Source organism: Micromonospora sp. NBC_00389 (assembly GCF_036059255.1).
GTDB lineage: Bacteria > Actinomycetota > Actinomycetes > Mycobacteriales > Micromonosporaceae > Micromonospora.
In genome coordinates this window covers 6,876,493-6,898,075 of the sequence record NZ_CP107947.1, presented here as the reverse complement: position 1 = coordinate 6,898,075, position 21,583 = coordinate 6,876,493, and the positions used below count along the sequence as shown (strand labels likewise).

Sequence of the window (21,583 nt, the reverse complement as noted above, 5' to 3'; positions counted from 1 at the left end):
GGCGCGGACGGGAGTACGCGATGCAGCGGTTGGCGAGCGACGACGACGTCGTACACACCCGCACCAGCGGTCCCCTCGCCAGCGCCGCTGGCGCCGCGCTGTTCTCGCTGGCCCTCGCGATCGCCGGGGTCGCGGTGCCGCTGCTGGCGGTACGGGCGGGCTACGGGGTGGGGCAGGTCGGCGTGTTCGTGGCGGTGTCCGCCATCGCCCAGATGTCGACCCGCCTGTATATGGGCGCGCTGATGCGCAGGCTGCCGGACAAGGTGTTCGTCATACTTTCCGGTGCCGTGCTCGCGGTCTCGTCCGCCGCGATCGCGCTCTCGAGCGTCTGGTGGGTCTTCGCCGTGTCCCAACTGCTGCAGGGTGTCGCGCGGGCGTTCTTCTGGACCGGGACGCAGACGCACGCGGTCCGGGTGTCGCGGTCGGCGGTCGGCGCCCTCGCCAAGGTCAACCTCGCCTCCGGGGTGGGCCTGATCGGCGGTCCGACGCTGGCGGGAGTCCTCGCGCACCGGTCTCCGCAGTTCGCGCTCGGGGTAGGGGCCGTGGTGGCCGCCTGCACTGTCGTACCCGCGAGCGCCCTGGTCCGCCTGCCGCCCTTCGCTCCCGCGTCGGACGGGCGGAAGCGGGGGCAGATCTGGCGGCGGCCCGGAGTCGGCGCCGGCGCCTGGGCGGGGGCGAGCGCGGGTGGTTGGCGAGGACTGCTCGGGTCGTACGTGCCCGTGATCCTGGACCAGGCCCGGCAGTCGTCGGCCACCATCGGCTTCCTGGTGTCGGTGGCGAACGCCGCCTCGGTCGCCGGCGGTGCGCTGGCCGGCTGGGTGCGTGGCACCGGATTGCGCTGGTCACTGGTCCTCGGCATACTCGCTGCCGGGATCGGCACCGCGCTGGTGGGGCCGGTTGCCGGGACAGCCGTCCTGGCCGGCATCGCACTAGCCATCTCCGGCGCGGGAGCGGGCGTGCTGCAGACCATCGGTCCGGCCGTCGCCACTGAGTCGGTGCATCCGCAGGAGCGAGGTGAGGCGATCGCCTCGGCGGGCACGTTCCGCGCGGCGGCGCTGTTCTTCGCGCCGTTCGGGGTCGCCGGCCTGGTGGCGCTGATGCCGCTCGCCGTCGCGCTCACCGCCGCCGGGCTGCTGATGACCGTACCGGCGCTGGCGGTGCGCCGGCTGCGGCTCTGAGGTCATACCATTTGAGCTTGAGTCGTGGCATTGAGCTTGAGTCGTGCCGGTCGATCGAGGAGGTGCCGTGCCCCGCACGCCTGACGCGCCAGGCTCTTCCGCCCAACTGTTCCAGCCGGTGATCTCCAACCGGATCTCCACGTCGATCGTCGACCAGATCCGCGCTCTGATCCGTACCGGTGAGCTCCCGATCGGCTCGCGGCTGCCCTCGGAACGCGAACTGTGCGAGCGCCTGGGGGTCAGCCGCCTGTCGCTGCGTGAGGCACTGCGGATGCTCGAAGCGAACGGACTGATCGAGGTCCGGGTCGGCGCCCGCGGGGGCGCGTTCGTCACGGTCCCGACCACCGGTCAGGTCGGCGAGGGCATCACCGACCTGCTGAGCATGTCAGGGTTGTCGGCGGCCGAGGTCACCGAGGCGCGTGCGGTATTCGAACTCGGAGTCGTCCCGCTGGTCTGCGAGCGGGCGACCGAGGAGGACATCGCCGATCTGCTGGCGCTGTGCGACGAGGCAGCAGCCGCGCGCGAGCAGGGGACCTACACGGTCGCCATGTCGTTCGGCTTCCACCTGCGTGTGGCAACCGCCGCGCACAACCCGGCGGTCGCGATGCTCCTGCAGTCGTTCCGGGAGGCGATCCTGATGTCCTTGCAGGAGGCCCAGCACGAGGGCAAACAGGGGGTCGACGAGCACCGGGCGCTCGTCGACGCGATCCGAGACCGGGACGCCGCCCGGGCTCACCAGATCATGGCGGACCACCTGGAGCGCACCGCAAAGCGGGTCGCCAGCCGCTGATCCAGCGTGGGCTGCCGTACCGCACCGACGGTGCCCGATCATCGACGTCTTCGCTGGCTCGCTGCGGTGACCGAGACAGCCTGAGCGACGACGAAGACCTCTGCGCCTGCCGAAAACTCATCCGTGCAGGTCACGCGGTACTCGTGGAGGATGCCTGTACCGTGCCAAAACTCGTCGCACAGCGTCTGAGCTTGCGTTTCCACTGTTGCGGGCATGATCCTTGTGTGGGTTTCAGGTTGCTGTACCTGGCCATGATCCAGGTGTTCGGGTGGCTGGCGTGGCTCGCGCAACGAGCGGCGAAGACCGCGGAACTGTTGGTGCTTCGGCATGAGGTGACGGTGCTGCGGCGTCAGGTCAGTGCCCCACGTTTGTCGTGGCCGGACCGGGCGGTCTTGGCGGCGCTGACCCGGCTGGTGCCGCGGTGGGTGCGCGAGCATCGGCTGGTCACACCGGGCACTATTTTGGCTTGGCATCGTCGTCTGGTCGCCCATCATTGGACCTTCCCGAACCGATGCGGCCGTCCGCGGGTCAGCAAGGAGATCCGGGAGCTGATTCTCCGGCTGGCTAGGGAAAATCCGGGCTGGGGACATCGACGGATCCAGGGCGACCTCGTCGGCCTGGGCTACGGGGTCGGCTTGGGAACGATCCGGCGGATCCTTGGCCACGCCCGTCTCGGTCCGGCGCCGCGGGACACAGACACCAGGTGGTGAGCGTTCCTTCGGGTCCAGGCGGCGGGGCTGCTGGCCACGGATTTCTTCCACCTCGACACGGTCGCCTTGCGGCGTGTTTACGTGCTGGTGGTGATGGAGGTGGTGACCCCGGCGGGTCCACATTCTGGGTGTCACCGCGAATCCGACCGGGGAGTGGACCACCCAGCAGGCCCGCAACTTGATCGTCGACCTCGGCGACCGGGCCGGCCGATTCAAGTTCCTGGTCCGCGATCGGGATGCCAAGTTTACCGGCTCGTTCGACGCGGACTTCGCCGCCGAGAATGTCGAGGTGGTCAAGATCCCGCCGCGGGCGCCGCGAGCGAACTGCTACGCCGAACGGTTTGTCCGGAGCGTCCGGCGGGAGTGCACCGACCACATCCTGATCTACAACGAGTCTCACGCCCGCACCGTGCTGGCCGACTACGTCCGGCACTTCAACGGGCATCGTCCACACCAGAGTCTGGATCAACATCCGCCCGACCATGAACCGGACGTGGTGATCGCGATAGACAAACCGTGCGGCGACGACGAGTCCTCGGCGGCGTCATCAACCAATATCATCGCGCCGCCCGATGGGCCGTGAAAGAGCAGCTCGACCGCGCACGACGAGTTTTGGCACGGTACACGTTGTGGACCGTTCGTTGACATGAAGAGTGCAACGGCGCTGAACGGACGTCAACCGCTGTCTATCGTGCCTGACAGAGTGGGGTACGGGTGAGTGCTCGGTAACGAGCGGCTGACCTGCTGGGAGGTTTCATTGGGAGCAGATTTGGGAGCAGGGTCTGCGACGGTGCTCGTTCCGGGAAGAGCGCTCCGACTGACCATTGATCATGGGCCTGGGCAGGGCCGATGTCGGTGATGAACTCTTCCCAAAGTCGGAAGCGTTCACGGCTCGGGCCCCTGTGTAGAACTGGCATCTTCCGAAGCGCGGAAGAGGTCAGGTTCCAACGGGGCGCGCAGGTGGAACCCCGGTACCGTTTAGGGTGTGACGCTTGCCAGGATCTGATTGCGACGGCTGGTCACAACCAGCCGGTCAGGGGCGCGACGCCAATTTTCGGCACCCACAGGCAGCGGCGACTCACCGGGCACGACCTGTCAACGACCCCCACACCACCGACGACACTGGAAGATCAACGACAGCACCTATCCAGTCACCGGCCATCTACGGGGCCTTCGGCGCCGCGTCGCGCCAGTCGTCATGTTCCGGGGAGGGGGCCGTGCCAACGGGAGCCGCCCCCACTCCGCCCGCCGGCCGGCGTCCCTCATCACGATCGAGCCGCTCGCCCGGCTCTTCCGCGATGCGGCGCAGCGTGTGCTTCTCGATCTTTTGGGTGTCCGTCTTGGGAAGGCGGTCAATGCGCTGGTAGTAGCGTGGCACCTTGAAGACCGCCAGCCGCTCCGCCGCCCACGCGGCGAGGTCCTCGTAGTCGAGGTCGGTGTCCGGCCGGGCCACGATGAAGGCGAAGAGTTCCTCGTCGGTGAGGTCGGAGGGCACCCCGACGACGGCAGACTCGAGCACCGCAGGGTGCTCGTTGAGCACGTCCTCGACCTCGAGCGACGAGACGTTCTCACCTCGGCGGCGGATGATGTCCTTCTTGCGGTCGACGAAGAAGTAGTACCCGTCCTTGTCCCGCCACGCCATGTCGCCAGTGAACAGCCAGCCGTCGCGTAGCGACTCGGCAGTGCGCTCAGGGTCGTGGAAGTAGCCCGCCATCAGCGCCGGGCCGCGCAGCACGAGCTCGCCGATCACGCCGTCGGGCAGGTCCCGACCCTCCTCGTCGACCACGCGCGCCTCGGTGCGCGGGACTGAGGGGTCGGGATGGCTGCGCGGCAGCCCCATGGACCCGTCCTTGCACTCGCCGTCGAGCGGCTCGACCAGCCCGAACGTCGTCTCGCTCATCCCGAAGCCCGAGATGACGCGCATGCCGTAACGGGTCTCGAGCTGGCGGCGCAGGGCGCCAGGCAGGGCCGGCACCCCGTACGCGACCTTCACGTCGTTATCCAGGTCGTCGGGCGCGGGCTCCTTCTTCGACAGGATTAGCGTCATCGCGCCGATGAAGTTGAACACCGCCACCCGGTGGCGGCGGATGTCGTCCCAGAAGCGGCTCGCGCTGAAGCGCGGCGAGAGCACGATCGCGCCGCGGGCTCCGATGGCGCCCATCGTCGAGTAGGCCTGCGAGTTGATGTGGAACAGCGGTAGGCATGCGTAGATGCGATCGCCGCGGGCCATGTTCACCCAATGCGGGTAGGCCTGGCCCGTCATCACGAAGCTGCGATGGGTCTGCATGACGGCCTTCGGCTTGCCCGTGGTGCCCGACGTGTAGATGAAGCTGATGACGTCGTTAGCGGCGACATCCACGGGTGGCGCCTCGGGCAGCGCGGCGTCGACGAGGCTCTGGTACGACGTGAAGCGCGGGTCGTCGCCGAGCACGAGCACCCGCTCAAGCGGGCCGCCCGCGGCGCACAGCCCGGCGAACATGTCGCCGTGATGCGGGTCGACGAGCGCGATCCGCGCCTCCGAGTGCTCGAGCAGGTAGGCCGTCTCGGTGACCTTGAAGCCGGTGTTCACGGCCACCAGCGTCGCGCCGAGCTTGGCCAGCCCCAACCAGGCGTAGAGGAACTCGGGCTTGTTGTCGACCATGAACGCCACCCGGTCGCCGCGCCGCACGCCGAGGCCGTGCCACATGTGGGCGGCGCGGTTCACATGCGCGTCGAACTCGGCGTACGAGACGACCTCGTCCTCCCACAGCAGCAGCGGGGCGTCGGGGTTCTCGGCCACCGCCTCCTCGAGGAAGTCGCGCACGTTGAGCCGGTCCAGATCCACGGCATGTCCCTCCCGCAGGTCCTGCGACCCGCGCAATGGGGGCCGCGCCGGAGCGGCCGGCGGACCCTGGAATTAAGACGCTGTCTCGTTGAGCAAGACAATCAGCAACGTACGCGCTCCCCGAGGCGCCGTCAATCACCCCCCGTGCCCCGTTGTCCGGTCACGGTTCGGCAGCGACTGCCGGACCCAGGGGAAGTAGCGGGCGGACTTAACCGGGCGCGACTGCGGTGCTACGGTATTGAGACAATGTCTCAGTTGACGAACCAAGCCGACGGCAAGCAGCCCGACCCGACTGCCACTGCCACTGCCACTGCCACTGCCGGCGCGGCCGCACGGGTGGTCGCGATCCTCGAGGCGGTCGCTGACGCCCAGGGCAGCGTCGGGGTGCGCGAGCTCGCGCGGGACACCGGGGTCGACAAGAGTGCTGTCAGCCGGCTGCTCGCACAGTTGCTGCAGCTGGAGATGGTCGAGCAGGCGCCCGGTGGCCAGGGGCGCTACACCGTGGGGCCGCGCTTCTTCGCGATCAGCGGCATGGTCGCGGCTCGCGACTCGCTGATGGCCGCGGCCCGCCCCATCATGCGGTCGTTGGTCGACGACGTCGAGGAGACCTGCTACCTCGCGACGGTCGACAACAACGAGCTCGTCTTCCGTGACAAGGCCGACTGCCACAAGCCGATTCGCTACGTGCTCGAGATGGGTCGCTCTATCCCGCTGCACGCCGGCGCTGGCGGCCGCGCGGTGCTCGCGGCGATGACGCCCGAGGAGGCTGGAGTCGTCCTGCGCCAGGCTCCTCTCGAGCAGCTCACGGCCCGCACGGTGATCGACCCGGACGCCCTGCTGGAGCTCGCGGAGCAGGATCGAGGTCGCGGGTACTCGGTGAGCATCGGTGAGCGGGTCATCGGTGGCACCGCCATCGCCTCGCCGTACTTCCTCTCCGACGGTACGTGCCGGGGATCGCTCGTGCTGACCATCCCGTCCGAGCGGCTGCGGGTCGGCCTCGTGCCTCAGCTCGGTGCGGCGGTCGCGGCCGCGGCTAAGGACCTCTCGACGCGCCTGGGGTACCGCGGCACCTGGCATGATTGGCGCCCCGTCCACGCCGAGCATCCATGACCACGATCGACCGCGTGGAACGGATCCCGCTCTTTCACGAGCTCGAGGAGCCGTTCGCCAACGGCCAGGGGTTCGTCAAGAGTCGCGAGTATCTCCTCGTCCGGGTGATCGCTTCGGACGGCGCCGTCGGCTACGGCGAGTGCATCGGACCGGTGGCCGGCAACGACCAGATCATCGACCGGCTGCTGGGGCCTGCGCTGGTGGGCACGGATGCCGCCGAGGGCCCGGCGACGTTGACCCGCATCGGCGACGATCTGCGCCGCCGGTTCAAGTCCTACGTGCCCTACGGCGCCGTAGGGGGCGTCGAGATCGCGCTGTGGGACCTGCGCGGCAAGCTGCTCGGCCGGTCGGTCGGGGACCTGCTCGGAGGTCGCCACCATGAGCGGGTGCCGGCATACGTCACCGGTCATTACTTCCGCGGCGGGCTCGGTCTCGACGATCAGGTTGGGCGCATCGAGGACGAGGCACGTGGCCATGTCGCCCGTGGTTTCCGTCGGGTCAAGCTCAAACTGGGGCTGCATGGCGTTGGGTACGGCCGCGACGCGGACGCCCGCCTGATGGAACGGCTGCGGCTCGCGCTAACCGACGACGTCGCGCTGATGGCCGACGCGAACTGCGCGTACGACCTGATGCAGGCGCGGCGGGTCGGACGCTGCGCGCAGGAACTGGGCTACGAATGGTTCGAGGAGCCGTTGCCGGCCACCGACCTCGTCGGTTATGCGGCGCTGGCCCGCGAGCTCGACATCCCGGTGTCCGCAGGCGAGAGCTGGGGCGACCCGGCGGTCTTCGGCGCGGCCCTGCGCGAGCGGGCCGTCGACCTCATCCAGCCCGACATGGTCGCGGCCGGCGGTATCGAGGCCGTCCGTCGCGTGCTGGCCCTGGCCGAAGCCCACGGCGTCGCCGCCCAGCCCCACGTGTGGGGGACCGCGGTGGTGATGGCCGCCGCGCTGCAGGTGCTGACCGCACGGGCCACGAGCCCGCTGTTCGAGTTTGACGCGTCGCCCAATCCGGTCCGTGACGGACTGCTCGGCGGCCAACTGCCCCTCGGTGACGACGGCACCGTCGATGTGCCGTCCGGGCCCGGCCTCGGCATCGAGATCCCCGCCGAGGCGCTCGAGCGCTTCCGCGACCGTCGCTAGGCATTCGTGCCACTCGGCGGCCCGCGGTAGAACCGCCAGCGCCTGACCGGGGTAATTCGAGGTCATGAGTTCGTAACAACCCCTTGACACCGAAGCAACACAGGGACGATTGTGGGATCGACGATGAGACAACGTCTCGGTCAACGAGACAACCCATCACAGGCTCTGCGTGGTGGTCCCGCCAAAGTCAGGAGGCGCCCGTGCAGGTTTCCCGGTCTCTTCAGCTCGTCGCCGCAGTCGCGTGCCTGAGCCTGCTCGCCGCCTGCGGAGGTGACGACGCCGATGTGGACACCGCCTCCGGCTCAGGGGGGCGGCTGAGTATCAAGATGGGGACGCCGAGCGACACCCTGTCGAGTTCGTTCTACGCCTTCGTGGCCGCGGACAAGCTCGGATACTGGGAGGACGAGAACCTCGACGTCGAGCTTGTGCCCGGCTCGGGTAGTGGCGCCCTCGTGGAGCAGATGGTCGCGGGCAACCTGGTGGCGGGTGCCCCTTCGCTGCCCGCGGTGGTCGAGGGTCTCGGCGCGGGTCTCGAGCTCATCGACGTATATACCTACAGCTACGGCAGCATTTTCGGTATCTGGGTGCCCGAGGACAGCGCCGTCAAGAGCGTTGGGGACCTCAAGGGTAAGAACATCGGTATCGCGCAGGCTGGCGGCGGCGAGAACGCGGTCCTGCACTCCGCGCTCGAGGACGTGGGCATCAACCCGGTCACCGAGGTCAACCTCATCCCGATCGGCGAGGGCGAGGCGACCACGCTGGACGCCATCAAACGCGGTCGCGTCGACGCGTACGCCAGTTCGAAGAACGACGGTCACTCATTGACCGTGTCGGGCCTGAAGCTGCGCGAGATCACCCCACCGCTCTATGAGGGCCTCCCTGGCCGCTCGATCATCACGACGCCCAAGGGGCTGAAGAAGAACCGCGAGCAGCTCGTGCGCATGGCGCGCGGCATCGCCAAGGGGACGCTGTTCTGTGACAACAACGTCGAGGCCTGCAAGAAGTTCATGAAGGAGGCGGTGCCTGAGCAGTGGGTCGGCACCAACGACGCCGAGCAGTCGCAGGGCAGCCTGCAATTCGAGGAGGCCGTCAAGACCACCTCGGTGCCCGAGGGCGAGCAATTCGGGCGGCACAAAGCCGACCAGATGAAGACGTTCAAGGACACCGTCGCCTCGATCGCCAAGGACTTCGAGGACTTCGACGTGAACGACTTCCTGGTCGCAGACATCCTCGCGGAGGTCAACGACTTCAACCGCGACGAGATCATCGCGGAAGCGAAGGCCTACAAGTGACCACGACGACGGGCAGCATGGTGAGCATCGACGAAGCCACCACGGCCACACAGGCGGTCTTCGAGGTCGACAACCTCTACAAGGTGTTCCACACCGACACCGGCGGGGTGATGGCCCTGCGTGACATCAACCTCGACGTCCGGCCGGGCGAGTTCCTGTCCTTCGTCGGCCCCAGCGGCTGCGGCAAGTCGACCCTGCTCAACGTCATGGCGGGCCTGCTCCCGCCGAGCCACGGCGAGGTGCGCTTCAAAGGGGCGGTGATCGACGCCCCGCATCGCGACATTGGGATGATGTTCCAGACCTCGGTGCTCTTCCCGTGGCGCACCGTCCTCGAGAACGTCCTGATGCCGATCGAGATCTTCGGCTGGGACAAGAAGAAGTACCGGCCCCGTGCCCTCGAGCTGCTCGAGGCGGTCGGGCTCGAGTCCTTCGTCCGTGCCTACCCGGCGCAGCTCTCGGGCGGCATGCAGCAACGCGCTTCGCTGGCCCGAGTCCTGCTCTACGACCCCAGCGTGCTCTTACTCGATGAGCCCTTCGGCGCCCTCGACGAGTTCACCCGCGAAAACATGAACCTCGAGCTGTTGAAGATCTGGACCGAGACCGGCAAGACCGTCATCTTCGTGACGCACAACATCAACGAGGCGGTTTTCCTGTCCGACCGGGTCGTCGTCATGACGCCGCGCCCGGGCGAGGTGGCCCGGGTGCTCGATATCGACCTGCCGCGCCCACGTGTGCTCGAGGTGATGAAGGACCAGCGCTTCGCCGACAGGGTGTTCGAGATCCGCGAGCTGCTGGGTGTCGCATGAGGGGCGAGACCGCGCCGGAGCCCCAGCGCACGCCGGCAGCCGCCCGGCCCGAGATGCCGCGCCAGGCGGCGGCCACCCTCGATGGGGGTCGCGCGCTCGGGACGCGCCCGCTCGACGAGCTGGAGGAGCGGCTGCTCGCGTCCACCACGCGTCGTGGCTCCCACCGGCACGCCGCCAAGCTCATCGGGGTGTTGACCTGTCTCGGGTTGCTGGTCGTCTGGTACCTGCTGCCAAACCTCGGCCTGGTCGACCCGCTCCTGCTGCCAGACCCGGTGGAGACCGCGAAGGGTTTCTGGGCCCTGGTATCCGCGGGCTTCATGCTGCGTCATCTCCAGGTGACCCTCACCGAGGTCGGGCTCGGCTTCGCGATCGGGGCGAGCCTCGGGTTCGTGCTCGGCACGTTGCTCGCGGTGGTGCCGCTGCTGCGCAAGATCTGGGCACCGTACATACTGGCATTTCAGTCGCTGCCCAAGGTGGTCCTCGCGCCGCTCATCATCGGGGCGCTGGGCTTCGGGGTCGAGAGCAAGATCGCGACAGCTGTGGCCATCTGCTTCTTCCCGCTGATGATCAATACGATGGTGGGTCTCACCCTGCCGGCGGCCGAGCCGATGAAGCTCATGCGTTCACTGGGCGCGTCGCGCTGGCAGGTCTACCGCAAGCTGCGCCTCCCGACGGCGGCGCCGCTCGTCTTCGTCGGCATCAAACACGCGGCATTGCTCGCGTTCACCGGCGTCCTGGTCGCGGAGATCCTCGTCGGCTCCTCTGAGGGCCTGGGCCGGCTGGTCGCGGTCTACAACCAGCAGATTCGGATGAATCTCGCCTTCGCCGTGGTCGCCATCGTGGCCGCGATGGCCGTCGCCGCGGTGATGCTTTTCGACTACCTGGACCGTCGGTTCATCTTTTGGCGCGAGGACAAGGGGGCCGGCCGATGACCTCGACCATGCACGAGACACGGCAGTCGCTCACGCCCGACGAGGAGGCGCGACTGCTCGTGGCGGCGGACCAGACCGGCGGGGCCGGGCTGCGCCACGCTGTGCGACGCTGGCTGCCGGTGGTCATCAGCGTCCTGGTCGCGCCACTCCTGGTCCTGCTCTGGATGCTCGTCCGCCGTCTCGACCTCATCCACTCGATCCTGCTGCCGGACTTCGGCGACGCCGTCACGGCCCTGCGGGAGGTCGTCACCGACGACTTCTTTGCTCGGCACCTGTGGCGAACCGTGTCGGAGATCGCCCTCGGCTTCGGCCTGGGCTGCGCGATCGGCCTGGGTCTGGGCATCGCGCTGTCGAGCTTCCCGCTGCTGCGCCGGGCCTACTTTCCGCTGCTCGCCGGCTTCGAGGCCATTCCCGGCATCGTGCTGGCGCCGGTGGTCATCACCTGGCTCGGCTTCGGGCTGACCGGCAAGGTTGTGCAGGCCGCCATCGCCTGCTTCTTCCCGGTCTTCGTCACCACCCTGGTCGGACTGTCCATGGTGTCCGACAACGAGATGCGACTGATGCGCATCCTGCGCGCCTCGCGCTGGGAGGTCTTCCGCAAGCTGCGGCTGCGCAGCGCCCTGCCCGCCATCTTCGGTGGCCTCAAAATCGCGATTACCACGGCCATGATCGGTGCCATTGTCTCGGAGTTCGTCGGGTCCGACGCCGGCCTCGGCTTCCTGCTGCTGCGCTACAAGGCCAGCTACGAGACGCCATCGATGTTCGCCCTCATCTTTGTCTTCGGCGTTCTCGGCACAGCTAGCTTCCTGCTAATCGAGTTGATCGAACGCAAGGTCATCTACTGGCGGAGCCCGTCATGACGGCCACCACACCGGACCACGACGTCGCCGCGTTGACCGGGCCGCTGCTCGACTGGTCCGCCAGCGTCGACTTCGACGACCTGCCCGCCGAGGTGGTCCACGCCGCCCGGCGCGCGGTGATCGACTCGCTCGGCGTGACGCTCGGCGGCAGCCAAACGGAGGCGACCACGATCCTGCTCGACCTCGCGGACGAGCTCTCGGGCGCACCGGTGGCCACCGTTGTCGGCCACCGTCGCCGGGTCGACGTCGTTACCGCGACCATGGTCAACGGCGTGAGCGCGCACGTGCTCGACTTCGACGACACGCTGATCCCGACCCGCATCCACGCAAGCGCCCCGCTGCTGCCAGCCCTGCTGGCCGTGGGGCAGACGCAGGGCTCGACCTACCGGGACCTGCTGGCCGCCTTCGTCGTCGGCTTCGAATTGCAGGCGCGGCTCGCGCTGGCGATGTACCCCGACTACGCCGATCGCGGCTGGCACGGTACCAGCGTCGTGGCGCCGATGGCGGTGGCGACCGCTGCCGGGCGGCTCCTGCGCCTCGACCCCGGCCGGCTCGCGCACGCAGCCGGTCTCGGCATCACCCAGGGCGCCGGCATCACCGCGGTGTTCGGGTCGATGGCCAAGTCCCTCAACCTCGGCCGGGCCGGCGCGAGCGGGGTCCAGGGGGCGCTGCTCGCCGCGCGCGGCTTCACCAGCAACCCGGCCGCGCTCGAGGCGGGCAAGGGCTTCTTCAGCCGCTACAGCAACGTGTTGGACACCGAGGCGCTCCTGGGTGACCTCGGCACCCGGTGGGCCGTGCTCGAGGACGGATTCAAGCCATACGCTTGCGGACTGGTCGCGCACGCCGCCATCGACGGCGTCCTCAACCTGCGCCGACGCACCGGCTTCGTCCCGGACGACATCGAAGGCATCCACCTCAGGGTGCCGCCGGAGTCGTTGGTGCTGATGGGCATCAGGTCACCGACCACCGAACTCGAGGCGAAGTTCAGTGTGGCCTACGCCGCAGCGGCCGCCTACCTCGACGGGTCGGCCGGCCCGGACAGCTTCGCGGACGAGCGCGTCGCCGACTCGCGCTACCGCAACCTGACGAGCAAGGTCACCGTCGAGGGCGACGCGGCCATCCGGCAGGACGAGTCCTTCGTGACCGTGCGCGGCCGTGGCGAGTCGCACGAGACACACGTCGAGCACGCCCTCGGCACGCTGCGGCAGCCGATGACCGACGACGACCTGATCGCGAAGTTCACCTCCCTTGCCGCACCGGTGATCGGAGACACCTCCACGGTGGACCTCGCCCGGCGGCTCTGGCGTCTCGACCACGAGCCGGTGAGTGACCTGACCACCACCCTGCAACCCACTGAAGAAGCGGCGCCGTGACTACAACCGTCGATGTCCACGCACACGCGATCCCGCGCGAGATGGTCGGCGCGATGCACGACGCGCACCCCGAGTACGGCCCGACGCTCACCGAGCGGGAGAACGGCACCTACCTGTCCTACCCGCACGGCCGGCGGAGCGGACCGCTGCCCGAGGGCATGCTCGAGGTGTCGGCGCGGCTCGCCGACATGGACACCCGCGGCGTCGACCACCAGGTCATCTCCGCCGCGCCGCCCAACTTCAACTACGCCATGCCGGCCAATGTCGGCATGGACTTCACCCGGCTGCAGAACGATGCTCTGCTCGCGACTGCCGCGAAGTCACCCGCCCGGCTGTCGGTGTTCGCCGACCTACCCCTGCAGGACATGGCGGCGAGCCTCGACGAGCTGGCCCGGGTCGTGGACGACCCGGCCGTCCGCGGCGTCGAGATCGGGTCGAACGTCAACGGCCGCAACCTCGACGACCCCGACTTCGAGCCGCTGTGGGGTGCGCTCGCTGACGCGGGTCTCGCGGTGCTCGTGCACCCGGACAAGGTCGCGGGAAGCGAGCGGCTCACGTCGTACTACCTGCAGAATTTCGTCGGCAACCCGACCGACTCCACCATTGCCATCGCCAGCCTGATCTTCGGCGGGGTGCTTGAGCGCCACCCCGCCCTACGGTTCTGCTTCGTCCACGGCGGCGGCTTCGCGCCCTACCAGATCGGGCGGTGGGATCACGGCTGGCGCTGCCGTCCCGAGGCGCAGACCGTGATCAGCACACCCCCGAGCGAGTACTTCGCGCGGCTGTTCTTCGACTCCCTGACCCACGACCGCATGTCGCTGCAGTTCCTCGGCGAACGGGTCGGCTGGGACCACGTGCTGCTCGGCAGCGACTACCGCTTCGACATGGCCGACGGCGACCCCGTCGGCAGCGTGCGGTCGCTGGGGCTGGACGCCGCCCTCGAGGCACAGGTGCTCGGTGGAAACGCGGAGCGTTTCCTCCGCTGATCGACACGCGCATGACGCGGGGCCGATTTGGCCGACGACATACGACATTCAAGTAGGAATGGGGACTCTGCATGCACGACGACGGCGGCCGGGCACGCCTGGCTGAGGCGGCCAAGAGCTATTGCAACTGGGGCAAGTGGGGCCCCGAGGACGAGGCCGGCACGGTCAACTACATCACGGCCGACGACGTACGCAACGCCGCAGGACTGGTGCGCAAGGGCCGAGTCTTCTCGCTGTCCATCTCTTATGGCGACGACGGCCCGCAGAAGGGTCACCTCCGGCGCTTCAACCCGATGAGCTTCATGCTGCGAGACGGTGACGACGTCTACTCCCGTGACCTCGCCGGCACCCCGCAAGGGATCGGCGCAGCCGACGACGTGCTCATCCTCGCGGCCCAGGGCGCCACCCACTGGGACGCCCTGGGCCACATCTTCTACGACTCGAAGATGTGGAACGGCTACGACTGCCGGCTGGTCAGCTCGATGGGGGCCGAGCGCAACGACATCGCCAACTACCGCAACCGCATCACCGGGCGCGCGGTGCTGCTGGACCTACCACGCCATCTTGGCGTCGACTGGTGCCAGCCCGGCGAAGGCATCAACAGTGACCTGCTGCAGGCCTGCGCCGACGGGCAGGGCGTCGAGGTCCGGCGCGGCGACATCGTGCTGCTGCGCTTCGGCCAGATCGCAATGTGTCGGGCCCAGGATGGTTGGGGCGACTACGCCGGCGGTGACGCACCCGGCCTCACCTTCGACACCCTCGGATGGATCGACGAGCACCAGATCGGCGGACTGGCGGTGGACACGTGGGGTGCCGAGGTGCGCCCCAACGACCTCGCGTGCGTCACCCAGCCGTGGCACAGGGTGGCGATCCCGCAGATGGGTCTGCTCGTCGGCGAGATCTTCGACTTCGAGGAACTCGCTGTCGACTGCGCCGAGGATGGCGTCTACGAGATGTTCTTTTCGGCGAACCCGTTGCCTGTCAAGGGCAGCGTGGGCGGCCCGATCAACCCGACCGCGGTCAAGTGACCGAGAAAGGGCAGACAGTGACCGACCGGCCTACCCCCACGCCGCGCGGCGAGGAGAACATCTACTTCGAGGAGGCGCGCGCGCACCGGCTCGCGTTCCAGCAATGCGAGAGTTGCGGGGCGCGTGTCTTCTACCCCCGCACAGTCTGCCCCGTCTGCCTCTCCGACCGGCTCAGCCTCCGGCAGGCGGCCGGTACGGGCACGGTGCACTCGTTCACAACGCTGCACCGCGCCGGGCATCCCGGTCTGGCCGACCGGGTGCCCTACACCGTCGTGCTCGTCGACCTTGACGAGGGCGTGCGCGTGCTCGCCGACCTGGTGGTCTCGCCGGAGGCAGACGTGCCATGGATCGGGATGCCCGTACAGGCGGTCTTCGACGAGGTGACGCCCGAGCTCACCTTGCCGCGCTTCCAGGCCACGGCAGGTGCCCGATGAGCCTCCGCGGCAAGGCGGCCATCGTGGCGGCGGCCGAGGTCGACACGTTCCAGTCGCAGGGCCGTTCACCAGTCGGCCTGATGGGCGAGGCGACCCGGCGGGCACTCGCAGAGGTAGGGCTGCACAAGGATGACGTCGACGGGCTGTTTACGGCCTCCTCCTACTACGCGATGCCCGCGCTCACGGTGGCGGAGTACCTCGGCCTGCGCCCGACGTACATCGACTCGACGGTGGTTGGTGGCGGGTCGTTCATCTCCCACGTCGGCCATGCGGCGGCGGCCATCGAGGCAGGTCTCTGCTCAGTCGCGCTCATCACCTACGGCAGCACCCAGCGCTCCGACCGCGGCAAGCTGACCAGCCTCGCCGAGTGGTCGCCGTACGAGCAGCCGTACGGCTTGATCCACCCGATCAGCAGTTTTGGGCTCATCGCCCAGCGGCACATGCACGAGTTCGGCACCACCAGCGAGCAGTTGGCGGAGGTCGCGGTCTCTGCGCGCCAGTGGGCGCTGAAGAATCCGGACGCGCCCTACCCCACGCCATTGTCCGTGCAGGACGTGCTGTCCTCGCCGATGCTCTCGACGCCGCTGCACAAACTCGACTGCTGCCTGGTGACCGACGGCGGAGCGGCGATCGTCGTCACCTCGGCCGAGCGGGCCCGCGACCTGACGCCCAAGCCGATCTACGTGCTTGGCGTGGGCGAGGCAATCAACCACCGCAACATCGTCGGCATGCCGGACCTGACGACCACCGCCGCGGTCGACAGCGGTAAGCGGGCCTTCGACATGGCAGGCCGTGGGCCGGCCGACATGGACTCAGCGCACATCTACGACGCTTTCACCATCAGTTTGATGATCTTGCTCGAGGACCTCGGATTCGTGTCCAAGGGCGAGGGCGGGCCCTTCGTGGAGTCCGGGGCCATCGCGCCTGGCGGCAGCCTGCCGGTCAACACGAACGGCGGCGGCCTGAGCTACACCCACCCCGGCATGCTGGGCATGTTCCTCATGACCGAGGCGGTCCGCCAGCTACGCGGGGACGCGGGCGACCGCCAGGTGCCCGGCGCGCGCACATCGGTCGTCCACGGCATGGGCCTGGCACTGGCTGCGCACGCCACTGCGGTGCTCTCGACGGATGTGGAGCCGTGAGCCCGTTCTCCTGGCAAGACAGGGTGGTGCTGGTGACCGGCTCGTCCAGCGGAATCGGCGCCTCCACGGCGCGCCGCTTCGCTGACGCCGGCGCGGCGATTGTCATCAACTCGGCAACATCGGTCGATGCCGGTGAGGCGCTGGCCCGATCCCTCCCCACTGCTGTATACGTCCAAGCCGACGTCTCGGTGCCGGATCAGTCGGTTGCGCTCGTTGAGCGGGCGGCCGCGGCCTTCGGCCGCCTCGACGGACTGGTCAACAACGCGGGGACGAGCCGCAAGATTGCCCACCGCGACCTCGGCGCGGTGCAGCTCGGCGACTGGATGTCGGTGTTGGACGTCAACCTGCTCGGCACGTGGGAGGTGACCAGGGCGGCCGTACCAGCACTGCGGGCGAGCGGCGGCGGCAGCGTGGTCAACGTCAGTTCGCTCGCGGGCGTGGTGGTCGGCGGCAGCTCGATTCCGTACGCCGTGTCGAAGGCTGCGGTGAACCACCTGACCGTCCTGCTGGCCAAGGCGCTCGCCCCCGACATCCGGGTGAACGCCGTGGCACCCGGCATGACGGAGACGCCGTGGACGAGTGAGTGGGTGGACGAGCGTGAGAAGGCGGCCCGCCGCTCGCCGGGCGGCCGCATCGCGACGGCCGACGAGGTCGCGGATGCGATCTTCTCCCTCGCCTCGCTGACCCACACCACCGGTGAGATCCTGCTGGTCGACGGGGGAGCGCACCTGTGACCACGCCAGCGAGTGCCGACACCGTCCCCCAGGCTTCGAGCCAGGCCGACGGGACGGGTGAGAGGCGGCTACGTGACGCGGTCGCCCGGCTGTCCAACCGTGGTCGATGGGGATCCGACGACCAACTCGGAACGCTCAACCTGCTCACGCCGGAGCACGTGGTAGCGGCGACCCGGCTGGTCACCCGGGGCAGGGTCTTCTCCCTCGCGCTGCCCTTCGACGGCACCGGACCGCAACGGGGCGCGCTTCGGCGCTTCAACCCCATGCAGTTCATGCTCCGCGACGGCGACGACGTCTACGCCCGCGACCTCGCCGGCCGGCCGCGGGGGCACGGGGCCTCCGACGACGTCATACTGCTGGCCTCGCAGGGTGGCACACACTGGGACGCGCTTGCCCACACATTCTTTGACTCGACCATGTGGAACGGGTACGACTGCCGGTTGGTGTCCTCGCTGGGAGCCGAGCGCAACGACATCACCAACTACCGGGACCGCATCGTTGGCCGGGGCGTGCTCATCGACCTCGCAAGGGCGGCCGGGCGGGAGTGGTTGGCACCCGGACACGCGGTCACGGCCGACGACCTCGACTGCGCGCTCGATGCGCAGGGCACGCGCGTGGGGCCCGGCGACATTGTGCTGCTGCGCTTCGGCCACGTACGCATGTGCCGGGAGCGAGGCGACTGGGGTGACTACGCGGGCGGTGACGCGCCGGGCCTGGCCCTCGACACACTCGACTGGATCGCAGATCGCGAACTCGCCGGCGTCGCGGCGGACACCTGGGGGGTCGAGGTCCGGCCCAATGAGATCAGCTACGTTAACCAGCCGTGGCACCGCGTCGCTCTCCCCCACATGGGGCTGCTCGTGGGCGAGATGTTCGACCTTGAGGCGCTCGCGGCAGACTGCGCCCAGGACGGAGTCTACGAGATGCTCTTCACCGCCTGCCCCTTGCCGGTGACCGGCAGTGTGGGCGGCCCGATCAACCCGGTAGCCGTCAAGTGAACGGCGAACGCAAGATCTATCGGATCGGCGTGATCGCGGGCGATGGCATCGGTCCTGAGGTGGTCGAGGCCACAATTCCCTGCGTCGATGCGGTCGCTGACCGCTTCGACTTCGAGATGCGGTGGACGCACTACGACTGGGGATCGCAGCGCTACCGGCGGGACGGGGCCATGATGCCCGCCGACGGTCTCGACCAGCTCGCCGGCGAGGAAGCGCTGCTCCTCGGCGCGGTTGGCGCGCCGGACATCCCGGATCACGTCACTCTGTGGGGGCTGCTGATCCCGATTCGGCGGGGGTTCCACCAGTACGTGAACTTGCGGCCGGTGCGGCTACTCCCCGGCGTCCCCTCTCCATTGCTCGACCCCGGGGACCTCAACCTCATGATCGTCCGGGAGAACGTGGAAGGGGAGTACTCGGAAGTCGGTGGCCGCTACAACCGCGGACGACCCGAGGAGGCCGCCGTTCAGCAGTCGGTCTTCACCCGGCAGGGCATCAGCCGAGTGGCCGCGTTCGCAGCCCGACTGGCCCAGGGACGCCGCGGGCTCGTCACCTCGGCCACCAAGTCCAACGGCATCATCCACACGATGCCGTTCTGGGACGAGGTGGTCGCGGAAACAGTGTTCGGCCACCGAGGCGTCCAGCTGGAGTCGCTGCTGATCGACGCGCTGGCCGCTAGACTGATCCTCGACCCGGGTCGCTTCGACGTGATTGTGGCGTCCAACCTATTCGGCGATATCCTCTCCGACCTCGCAGCCGCACTCGCCGGCTCGATCGGCGTTGCGCCAAGCGCCAACCTCAACCCCGAGGGCGACCATCCCTCGATGTTCGAGCCGGTACACGGCTCCGCGCCGGACATCGCCGGACAGGGCTCAGCCAACCCAGTCGGCCAACTCTGGGCCGCGGCCATGATGCTCGACCACCTCGGTGAGACGGAGGCGGCAAAGACGCTCACCGAGGCGTTCGAGACGACGCTGGCGGCCGGGGTGCGCACGCGAGATCTCGGCGGGCGCGCATCAACGCTGGACTTTGCGAGCGAGGTCGAGCGCCGCTGCCGAGAGGAACAGCGCACGGACGAGCAGCCTGCGTCAGACGGCATGGTCCAACCGCAAGACCAGAGGTAGCCGCTCGCCGAGGGCGACCCAGAGGACGTCACCGACCACGGCGACGGTCGGCGGGGGTTCGATAGAGCGCGGCGCGTAGCGGTGGGGTCAGGGCGGAGGCCGCGTCCATCAACGCGGTGAGGTCGGCCGGCGAGTACAGGTAGGGCGTGATCCTGTTCTGCCGGGCGGGCAGCAGGTCGGCCGGCGGGATCTGGTTGGCCGGATCGAGAGTATGCAGGTGCCGTGCGAAACTGCGCAGGGTCGCCAGCCGGTGATTGCAGCGGATCGGCCGCACGCCCACCGGAAGGCAGGCCCAGGCCACAGCCAGATCAGTGGTTCAGCAAGCGCACGCCCAACACGGTGAGCAGGACGGCGGGAGCGTCGTTGGCCCACGCCTCGATCGCGGTGTAGCCGTCTTTGTCTGCGGCGAGCCCACAGACCACGATCAGCAGGATCGACATCAGCGAGTGCCGCAGGCCCCGTGGAGAACGCGGGTCGGTGACCAGCGCGAGACGCTCCCGCAACCCGCCGACCGCGTCGATATCGCCATGCTGGTCAAGCAGGGCGGTGTCGGGTGATGATGCAGACGCGAGCACGGCTCCTCCGGTGATCGAGTGGCCTCAGAGACCCCCGACCATCACGGAACCGTGCTCGTCTCGTCAAGCCCTCCACACAGGTCAGTCGTGAAGTCCCGACTCCGACCCGTCCATGGCACGCCTCCGCCAACCCTGACCACCAACCCCAATGAACCGGACAAATCGCGAACACGCCGGGGCCGTGGGGGCCTGTGGGGTTCCAAAACCCCGCCATTGGTCTGACCTGGGCCTCTAATACTCCAACGTCATTTGGCCTGTCTGCGTTGGTAGTGGGATCGGCGGGCGCGGGCTTGGGATGTTCGTCGCCAGATCGACCAGTGCAGGGTGTGCTCTGGCGGGAGCGATGTGGCGAGGACGAAGGCGTTGAGGAGTCGGCGGATCTCGGCGACGGTCAACGCGATGATCTTCGGGTCGGTGTCGGGCTGTTGGGCGACAGGCGAGGATGGTCAGGATGGCCAGGGCGAGCATGGCCAGGGTGATGAATCGGTGCCAGCCGGTCCAACTGCGGACCTGGTAGTGGTCCAGGCCGACCTGGCCTTTGCCGGTCTGGAACAGCTCCTCGATGCTCCAGCGGGAGCCGGCGACGGTCACGAGGGTGTGCAGCGGCACGGGGCGGGGTGACCAGCACAGGTAGAAGGCCAGTTCGCCGGTGGTGCGGTTGCGGCGGATGAGCAGCCACCGGTGCTCACCAGGTTGGGTGGCCGTGGTGATCCAGGCCCACAGGTAGTCGCGGGGTCCTTTCGCGCCCGGCCCGCAGCTGTGGGGCTGCCATTCGCGGGTGGGTATCCGCTCGGCGAGGTCGTCGACGCGGATGAGGGTGCGGCCGTCGTTGACCGCCACGCGTCGGTCGCAGCCGACGGCCAGCGCGTAACCGATCCCACAGTGTTCGAGGTCAGCGCGCAGGCCGGGGTCGGCGCCGTAGACCTCGTCGCCGGTCACCCACGCGAACGGGATTTCGGCGTCCACCGCGGCGGCGATCATCTGCCGGGCCAGGGCCGGCTTCGTGGCGAACCCGACCTGGTCGGGGACGCCGGCGGCGGTGAGACGCTCAGGCCGGTCGCACCAGGTCGTCTCGGGTAGGTAGAGCCGGCGGTCGATCATCGCCCGCCCGAGAGGCGAGACGTAGGCGAGGAACACCCCGACCTGGCTGTTCTCGACACGACCGGCGGTGCCCGTGTACTGCCGCTGCACCCCGACCGAGCACAGGCCCTTCTTCAAGAACCCGCTCTCATCGCAGGCCAGCACCGCGTTGGGGTGCCCGAGCTGATCGATCAGCCAGGCCCGAACGTCGTCACGGACGGCGTCGGCGTCCCACACCGCCGTGCGCAGCAGCCGCTGCATCGCCTGCGGATCAGCGTGGCCTGCCCGTTCCGCGAGGGTCCAGCAGGTCTTGCGTTCCACAGCCGACAGCAGTCCTTCCACGAACTGCCCAGCGGTCCGACGGGGCTCTGCCCGTACGAACCGGTCAGCGACACGCGTCACCGCCTCGTCCAGGATGACCTGCCACCCGGCGGGGTTTACGCTGGGGCCCGCGGCCACCGCACGATCTTC

General features: G+C 68.7%; 22 protein-coding genes. 18 read left to right on the top strand and 4 right to left on the bottom strand.

What is annotated here, in order from left to right; genetic code table 11:
• Positions 1-20 precede the first annotated feature (20 nt).
• The 4 genes from OG470_RS32640 (at position 21) to OG470_RS32625 (ending at position 3,261) form a co-directional block, all read left to right on the top strand.
• Positions 21-1,178: an MFS transporter gene (locus OG470_RS32640; RefSeq protein WP_328418474.1), complete on the top strand. Its 1,158-nt coding sequence runs from the start codon at positions 21-23 to the stop codon at positions 1,176-1,178.
• Positions 1,179-1,245: 67 nt separating this feature from the next.
• Positions 1,246-1,968, top strand: coding sequence for a FadR/GntR family transcriptional regulator (locus OG470_RS32635; protein ID WP_328418473.1), 723 nt, complete (start codon positions 1,246-1,248; stop codon positions 1,966-1,968).
• A 224-nt stretch (positions 1,969-2,192) separates the two neighbouring features.
• Positions 2,193-2,678: a hypothetical protein gene (locus tag OG470_RS32630; protein WP_328418472.1), complete on the top strand. Its 486-nt coding sequence runs from the start codon at positions 2,193-2,195 to the stop codon at positions 2,676-2,678.
• 178 nt (positions 2,679-2,856) lie between these two features.
• Positions 2,857-3,261: an integrase core domain-containing protein gene (locus tag OG470_RS32625; RefSeq protein ID WP_328418471.1), complete on the top strand. Its 405-nt coding sequence runs from the start codon at positions 2,857-2,859 to the stop codon at positions 3,259-3,261.
• Positions 3,262-3,840: 579 nt separating this feature from the next.
• Here OG470_RS32625 and OG470_RS32620 read toward each other — a convergent pair.
• Positions 3,841-5,502, bottom strand: a complete 1,662-nt coding sequence (locus tag OG470_RS32620; RefSeq protein ID WP_328418470.1) for an AMP-binding protein — start codon at positions 5,500-5,502, stop codon at positions 3,841-3,843.
• 336 nt (positions 5,503-5,838) lie between these two features.
• Here OG470_RS32620 and OG470_RS32615 point away from each other — a divergent pair, with 336 nt between their 5' ends.
• From OG470_RS32615 to OG470_RS32550, 14 genes are all read left to right on the top strand, one after another.
• Entirely contained in the window at positions 5,839-6,612 is a 774-nt protein-coding gene (locus OG470_RS32615; protein WP_328418468.1) for an IclR family transcriptional regulator, read from the top strand.
• On the top strand, positions 6,609-7,751 hold the full coding sequence (locus OG470_RS32610) for a mandelate racemase/muconate lactonizing enzyme family protein (RefSeq protein WP_328418466.1): 1,143 nt from the start codon (positions 6,609-6,611) through the stop codon (positions 7,749-7,751). The genes OG470_RS32615 and OG470_RS32610 overlap by 4 nt, the downstream gene beginning before the upstream one ends.
• A gap of 200 nt (positions 7,752-7,951) precedes the next feature.
• Positions 7,952-9,043: an ABC transporter substrate-binding protein gene (locus OG470_RS32605; protein ID WP_328418464.1), complete on the top strand. Its 1,092-nt coding sequence runs from the start codon at positions 7,952-7,954 to the stop codon at positions 9,041-9,043.
• Between the two features lie 83 nt (positions 9,044-9,126).
• On the top strand, positions 9,127-9,849 hold the full coding sequence (locus tag OG470_RS32600) for an ABC transporter ATP-binding protein (protein WP_328418462.1): 723 nt from the start codon (positions 9,127-9,129) through the stop codon (positions 9,847-9,849).
• Positions 9,846-10,781: an ABC transporter permease gene (locus tag OG470_RS32595; RefSeq protein WP_328418460.1), complete on the top strand. Its 936-nt coding sequence runs from the start codon at positions 9,846-9,848 to the stop codon at positions 10,779-10,781. Before OG470_RS32600 ends, OG470_RS32595 begins: the two co-directional genes overlap by 4 nt.
• Complete coding sequence (locus tag OG470_RS32590; protein ID WP_328418458.1) at positions 10,778-11,641, top strand: ABC transporter permease; 864 nt, start codon at positions 10,778-10,780, stop codon at positions 11,639-11,641. The genes OG470_RS32595 and OG470_RS32590 overlap by 4 nt, the downstream gene beginning before the upstream one ends.
• On the top strand, positions 11,638-13,014 hold the full coding sequence (locus tag OG470_RS32585) for an MmgE/PrpD family protein (RefSeq protein ID WP_328418456.1): 1,377 nt from the start codon (positions 11,638-11,640) through the stop codon (positions 13,012-13,014). The genes OG470_RS32590 and OG470_RS32585 overlap by 4 nt, the downstream gene beginning before the upstream one ends.
• Entirely contained in the window at positions 13,011-14,000 is a 990-nt protein-coding gene (locus tag OG470_RS32580; protein ID WP_328418454.1) for an amidohydrolase family protein, read from the top strand. Before OG470_RS32585 ends, OG470_RS32580 begins: the two co-directional genes overlap by 4 nt.
• Positions 14,001-14,071: 71 nt before the next feature.
• On the top strand, positions 14,072-15,028 hold the full coding sequence (locus tag OG470_RS32575) for a cyclase family protein (RefSeq protein ID WP_328418452.1): 957 nt from the start codon (positions 14,072-14,074) through the stop codon (positions 15,026-15,028).
• A gap of 17 nt (positions 15,029-15,045) precedes the next feature.
• Positions 15,046-15,462 carry a Zn-ribbon domain-containing OB-fold protein gene (locus OG470_RS32570; RefSeq protein WP_328418450.1) on the top strand — a complete coding sequence of 139 codons (417 nt, stop codon included), beginning with the start codon at positions 15,046-15,048 and terminating at the stop codon, positions 15,460-15,462.
• On the top strand, positions 15,459-16,604 hold the full coding sequence (locus OG470_RS32565; protein WP_328418448.1) for an acetyl-CoA acetyltransferase: 1,146 nt from the start codon (positions 15,459-15,461) through the stop codon (positions 16,602-16,604). Before OG470_RS32570 ends, OG470_RS32565 begins: the two co-directional genes overlap by 4 nt.
• Positions 16,601-17,338 (top strand): SDR family NAD(P)-dependent oxidoreductase, encoded by a 738-nt coding sequence (locus tag OG470_RS32560; RefSeq protein WP_328418446.1) that lies wholly within the window; start codon positions 16,601-16,603, stop codon positions 17,336-17,338. Before OG470_RS32565 ends, OG470_RS32560 begins: the two co-directional genes overlap by 4 nt.
• Before the next feature lie 158 nt (positions 17,339-17,496).
• Positions 17,497-18,336: a cyclase family protein gene (locus tag OG470_RS32555; RefSeq protein ID WP_328418444.1), complete on the top strand. Its 840-nt coding sequence runs from the start codon at positions 17,497-17,499 to the stop codon at positions 18,334-18,336.
• Positions 18,333-19,457: a tartrate dehydrogenase gene (locus OG470_RS32550; RefSeq protein WP_328418442.1), complete on the top strand. Its 1,125-nt coding sequence runs from the start codon at positions 18,333-18,335 to the stop codon at positions 19,455-19,457. Before OG470_RS32555 ends, OG470_RS32550 begins: the two co-directional genes overlap by 4 nt.
• Positions 19,458-19,485: 28 nt before the next feature.
• Here the strand turns inward: OG470_RS32550 and OG470_RS32545 are convergent, their stop codons facing one another.
• The 3 genes from OG470_RS32545 to OG470_RS32535 all read right to left on the bottom strand — a co-directional run bounded on the left by OG470_RS32545 (position 19,486) and on the right by OG470_RS32535 (position 21,529).
• On the bottom strand, positions 19,486-19,737 hold the full coding sequence (locus tag OG470_RS32545) for a hypothetical protein (protein WP_328418440.1): 252 nt from the start codon (positions 19,735-19,737) through the stop codon (positions 19,486-19,488).
• A gap of 28 nt (positions 19,738-19,765) precedes the next feature.
• A complete protein-coding gene (locus OG470_RS32540) occupies positions 19,766-20,032 on the bottom strand; it encodes a transposase family protein (RefSeq protein ID WP_328418438.1) in 267 nt (88 codons plus the stop codon).
• 231 nt (positions 20,033-20,263) lie between these two features.
• Positions 20,264-21,529, bottom strand: a complete 1,266-nt coding sequence (locus tag OG470_RS32535; RefSeq protein ID WP_442931226.1) for an IS701 family transposase — start codon at positions 21,527-21,529, stop codon at positions 20,264-20,266.
• Between the last annotated feature and the right edge of the window lie 54 nt (positions 21,530-21,583).

What these genes read in the sequence shown, in the direction of transcription:
- OG470_RS32595 (WP_328418460.1), top strand. Translation starts at nt 9,846, where the DNA reads ATGAGGGGCGAGACCGCGCCGGAGCCCCAGCGCACGCCGGCAGCCGCC.
- OG470_RS32575 (WP_328418452.1), top strand. Translation starts at nt 14,072, where the DNA reads ATGCACGACGACGGCGGCCGGGCACGCCTGGCTGAGGCGGCCAAGAGC.
- OG470_RS32585 (WP_328418456.1), top strand. Translation starts at nt 11,638, where the DNA reads ATGACGGCCACCACACCGGACCACGACGTCGCCGCGTTGACCGGGCCG.
- OG470_RS32610 (WP_328418466.1), top strand. Translation starts at nt 6,609, where the DNA reads ATGACCACGATCGACCGCGTGGAACGGATCCCGCTCTTTCACGAGCTC.
- OG470_RS32640 (WP_328418474.1), top strand. Translation starts at nt 21, where the DNA reads ATGCAGCGGTTGGCGAGCGACGACGACGTCGTACACACCCGCACCAGC.
- OG470_RS32565 (WP_328418448.1), top strand. Translation starts at nt 15,459, where the DNA reads ATGAGCCTCCGCGGCAAGGCGGCCATCGTGGCGGCGGCCGAGGTCGAC.
- OG470_RS32590 (WP_328418458.1), top strand. Translation starts at nt 10,778, where the DNA reads ATGACCTCGACCATGCACGAGACACGGCAGTCGCTCACGCCCGACGAG.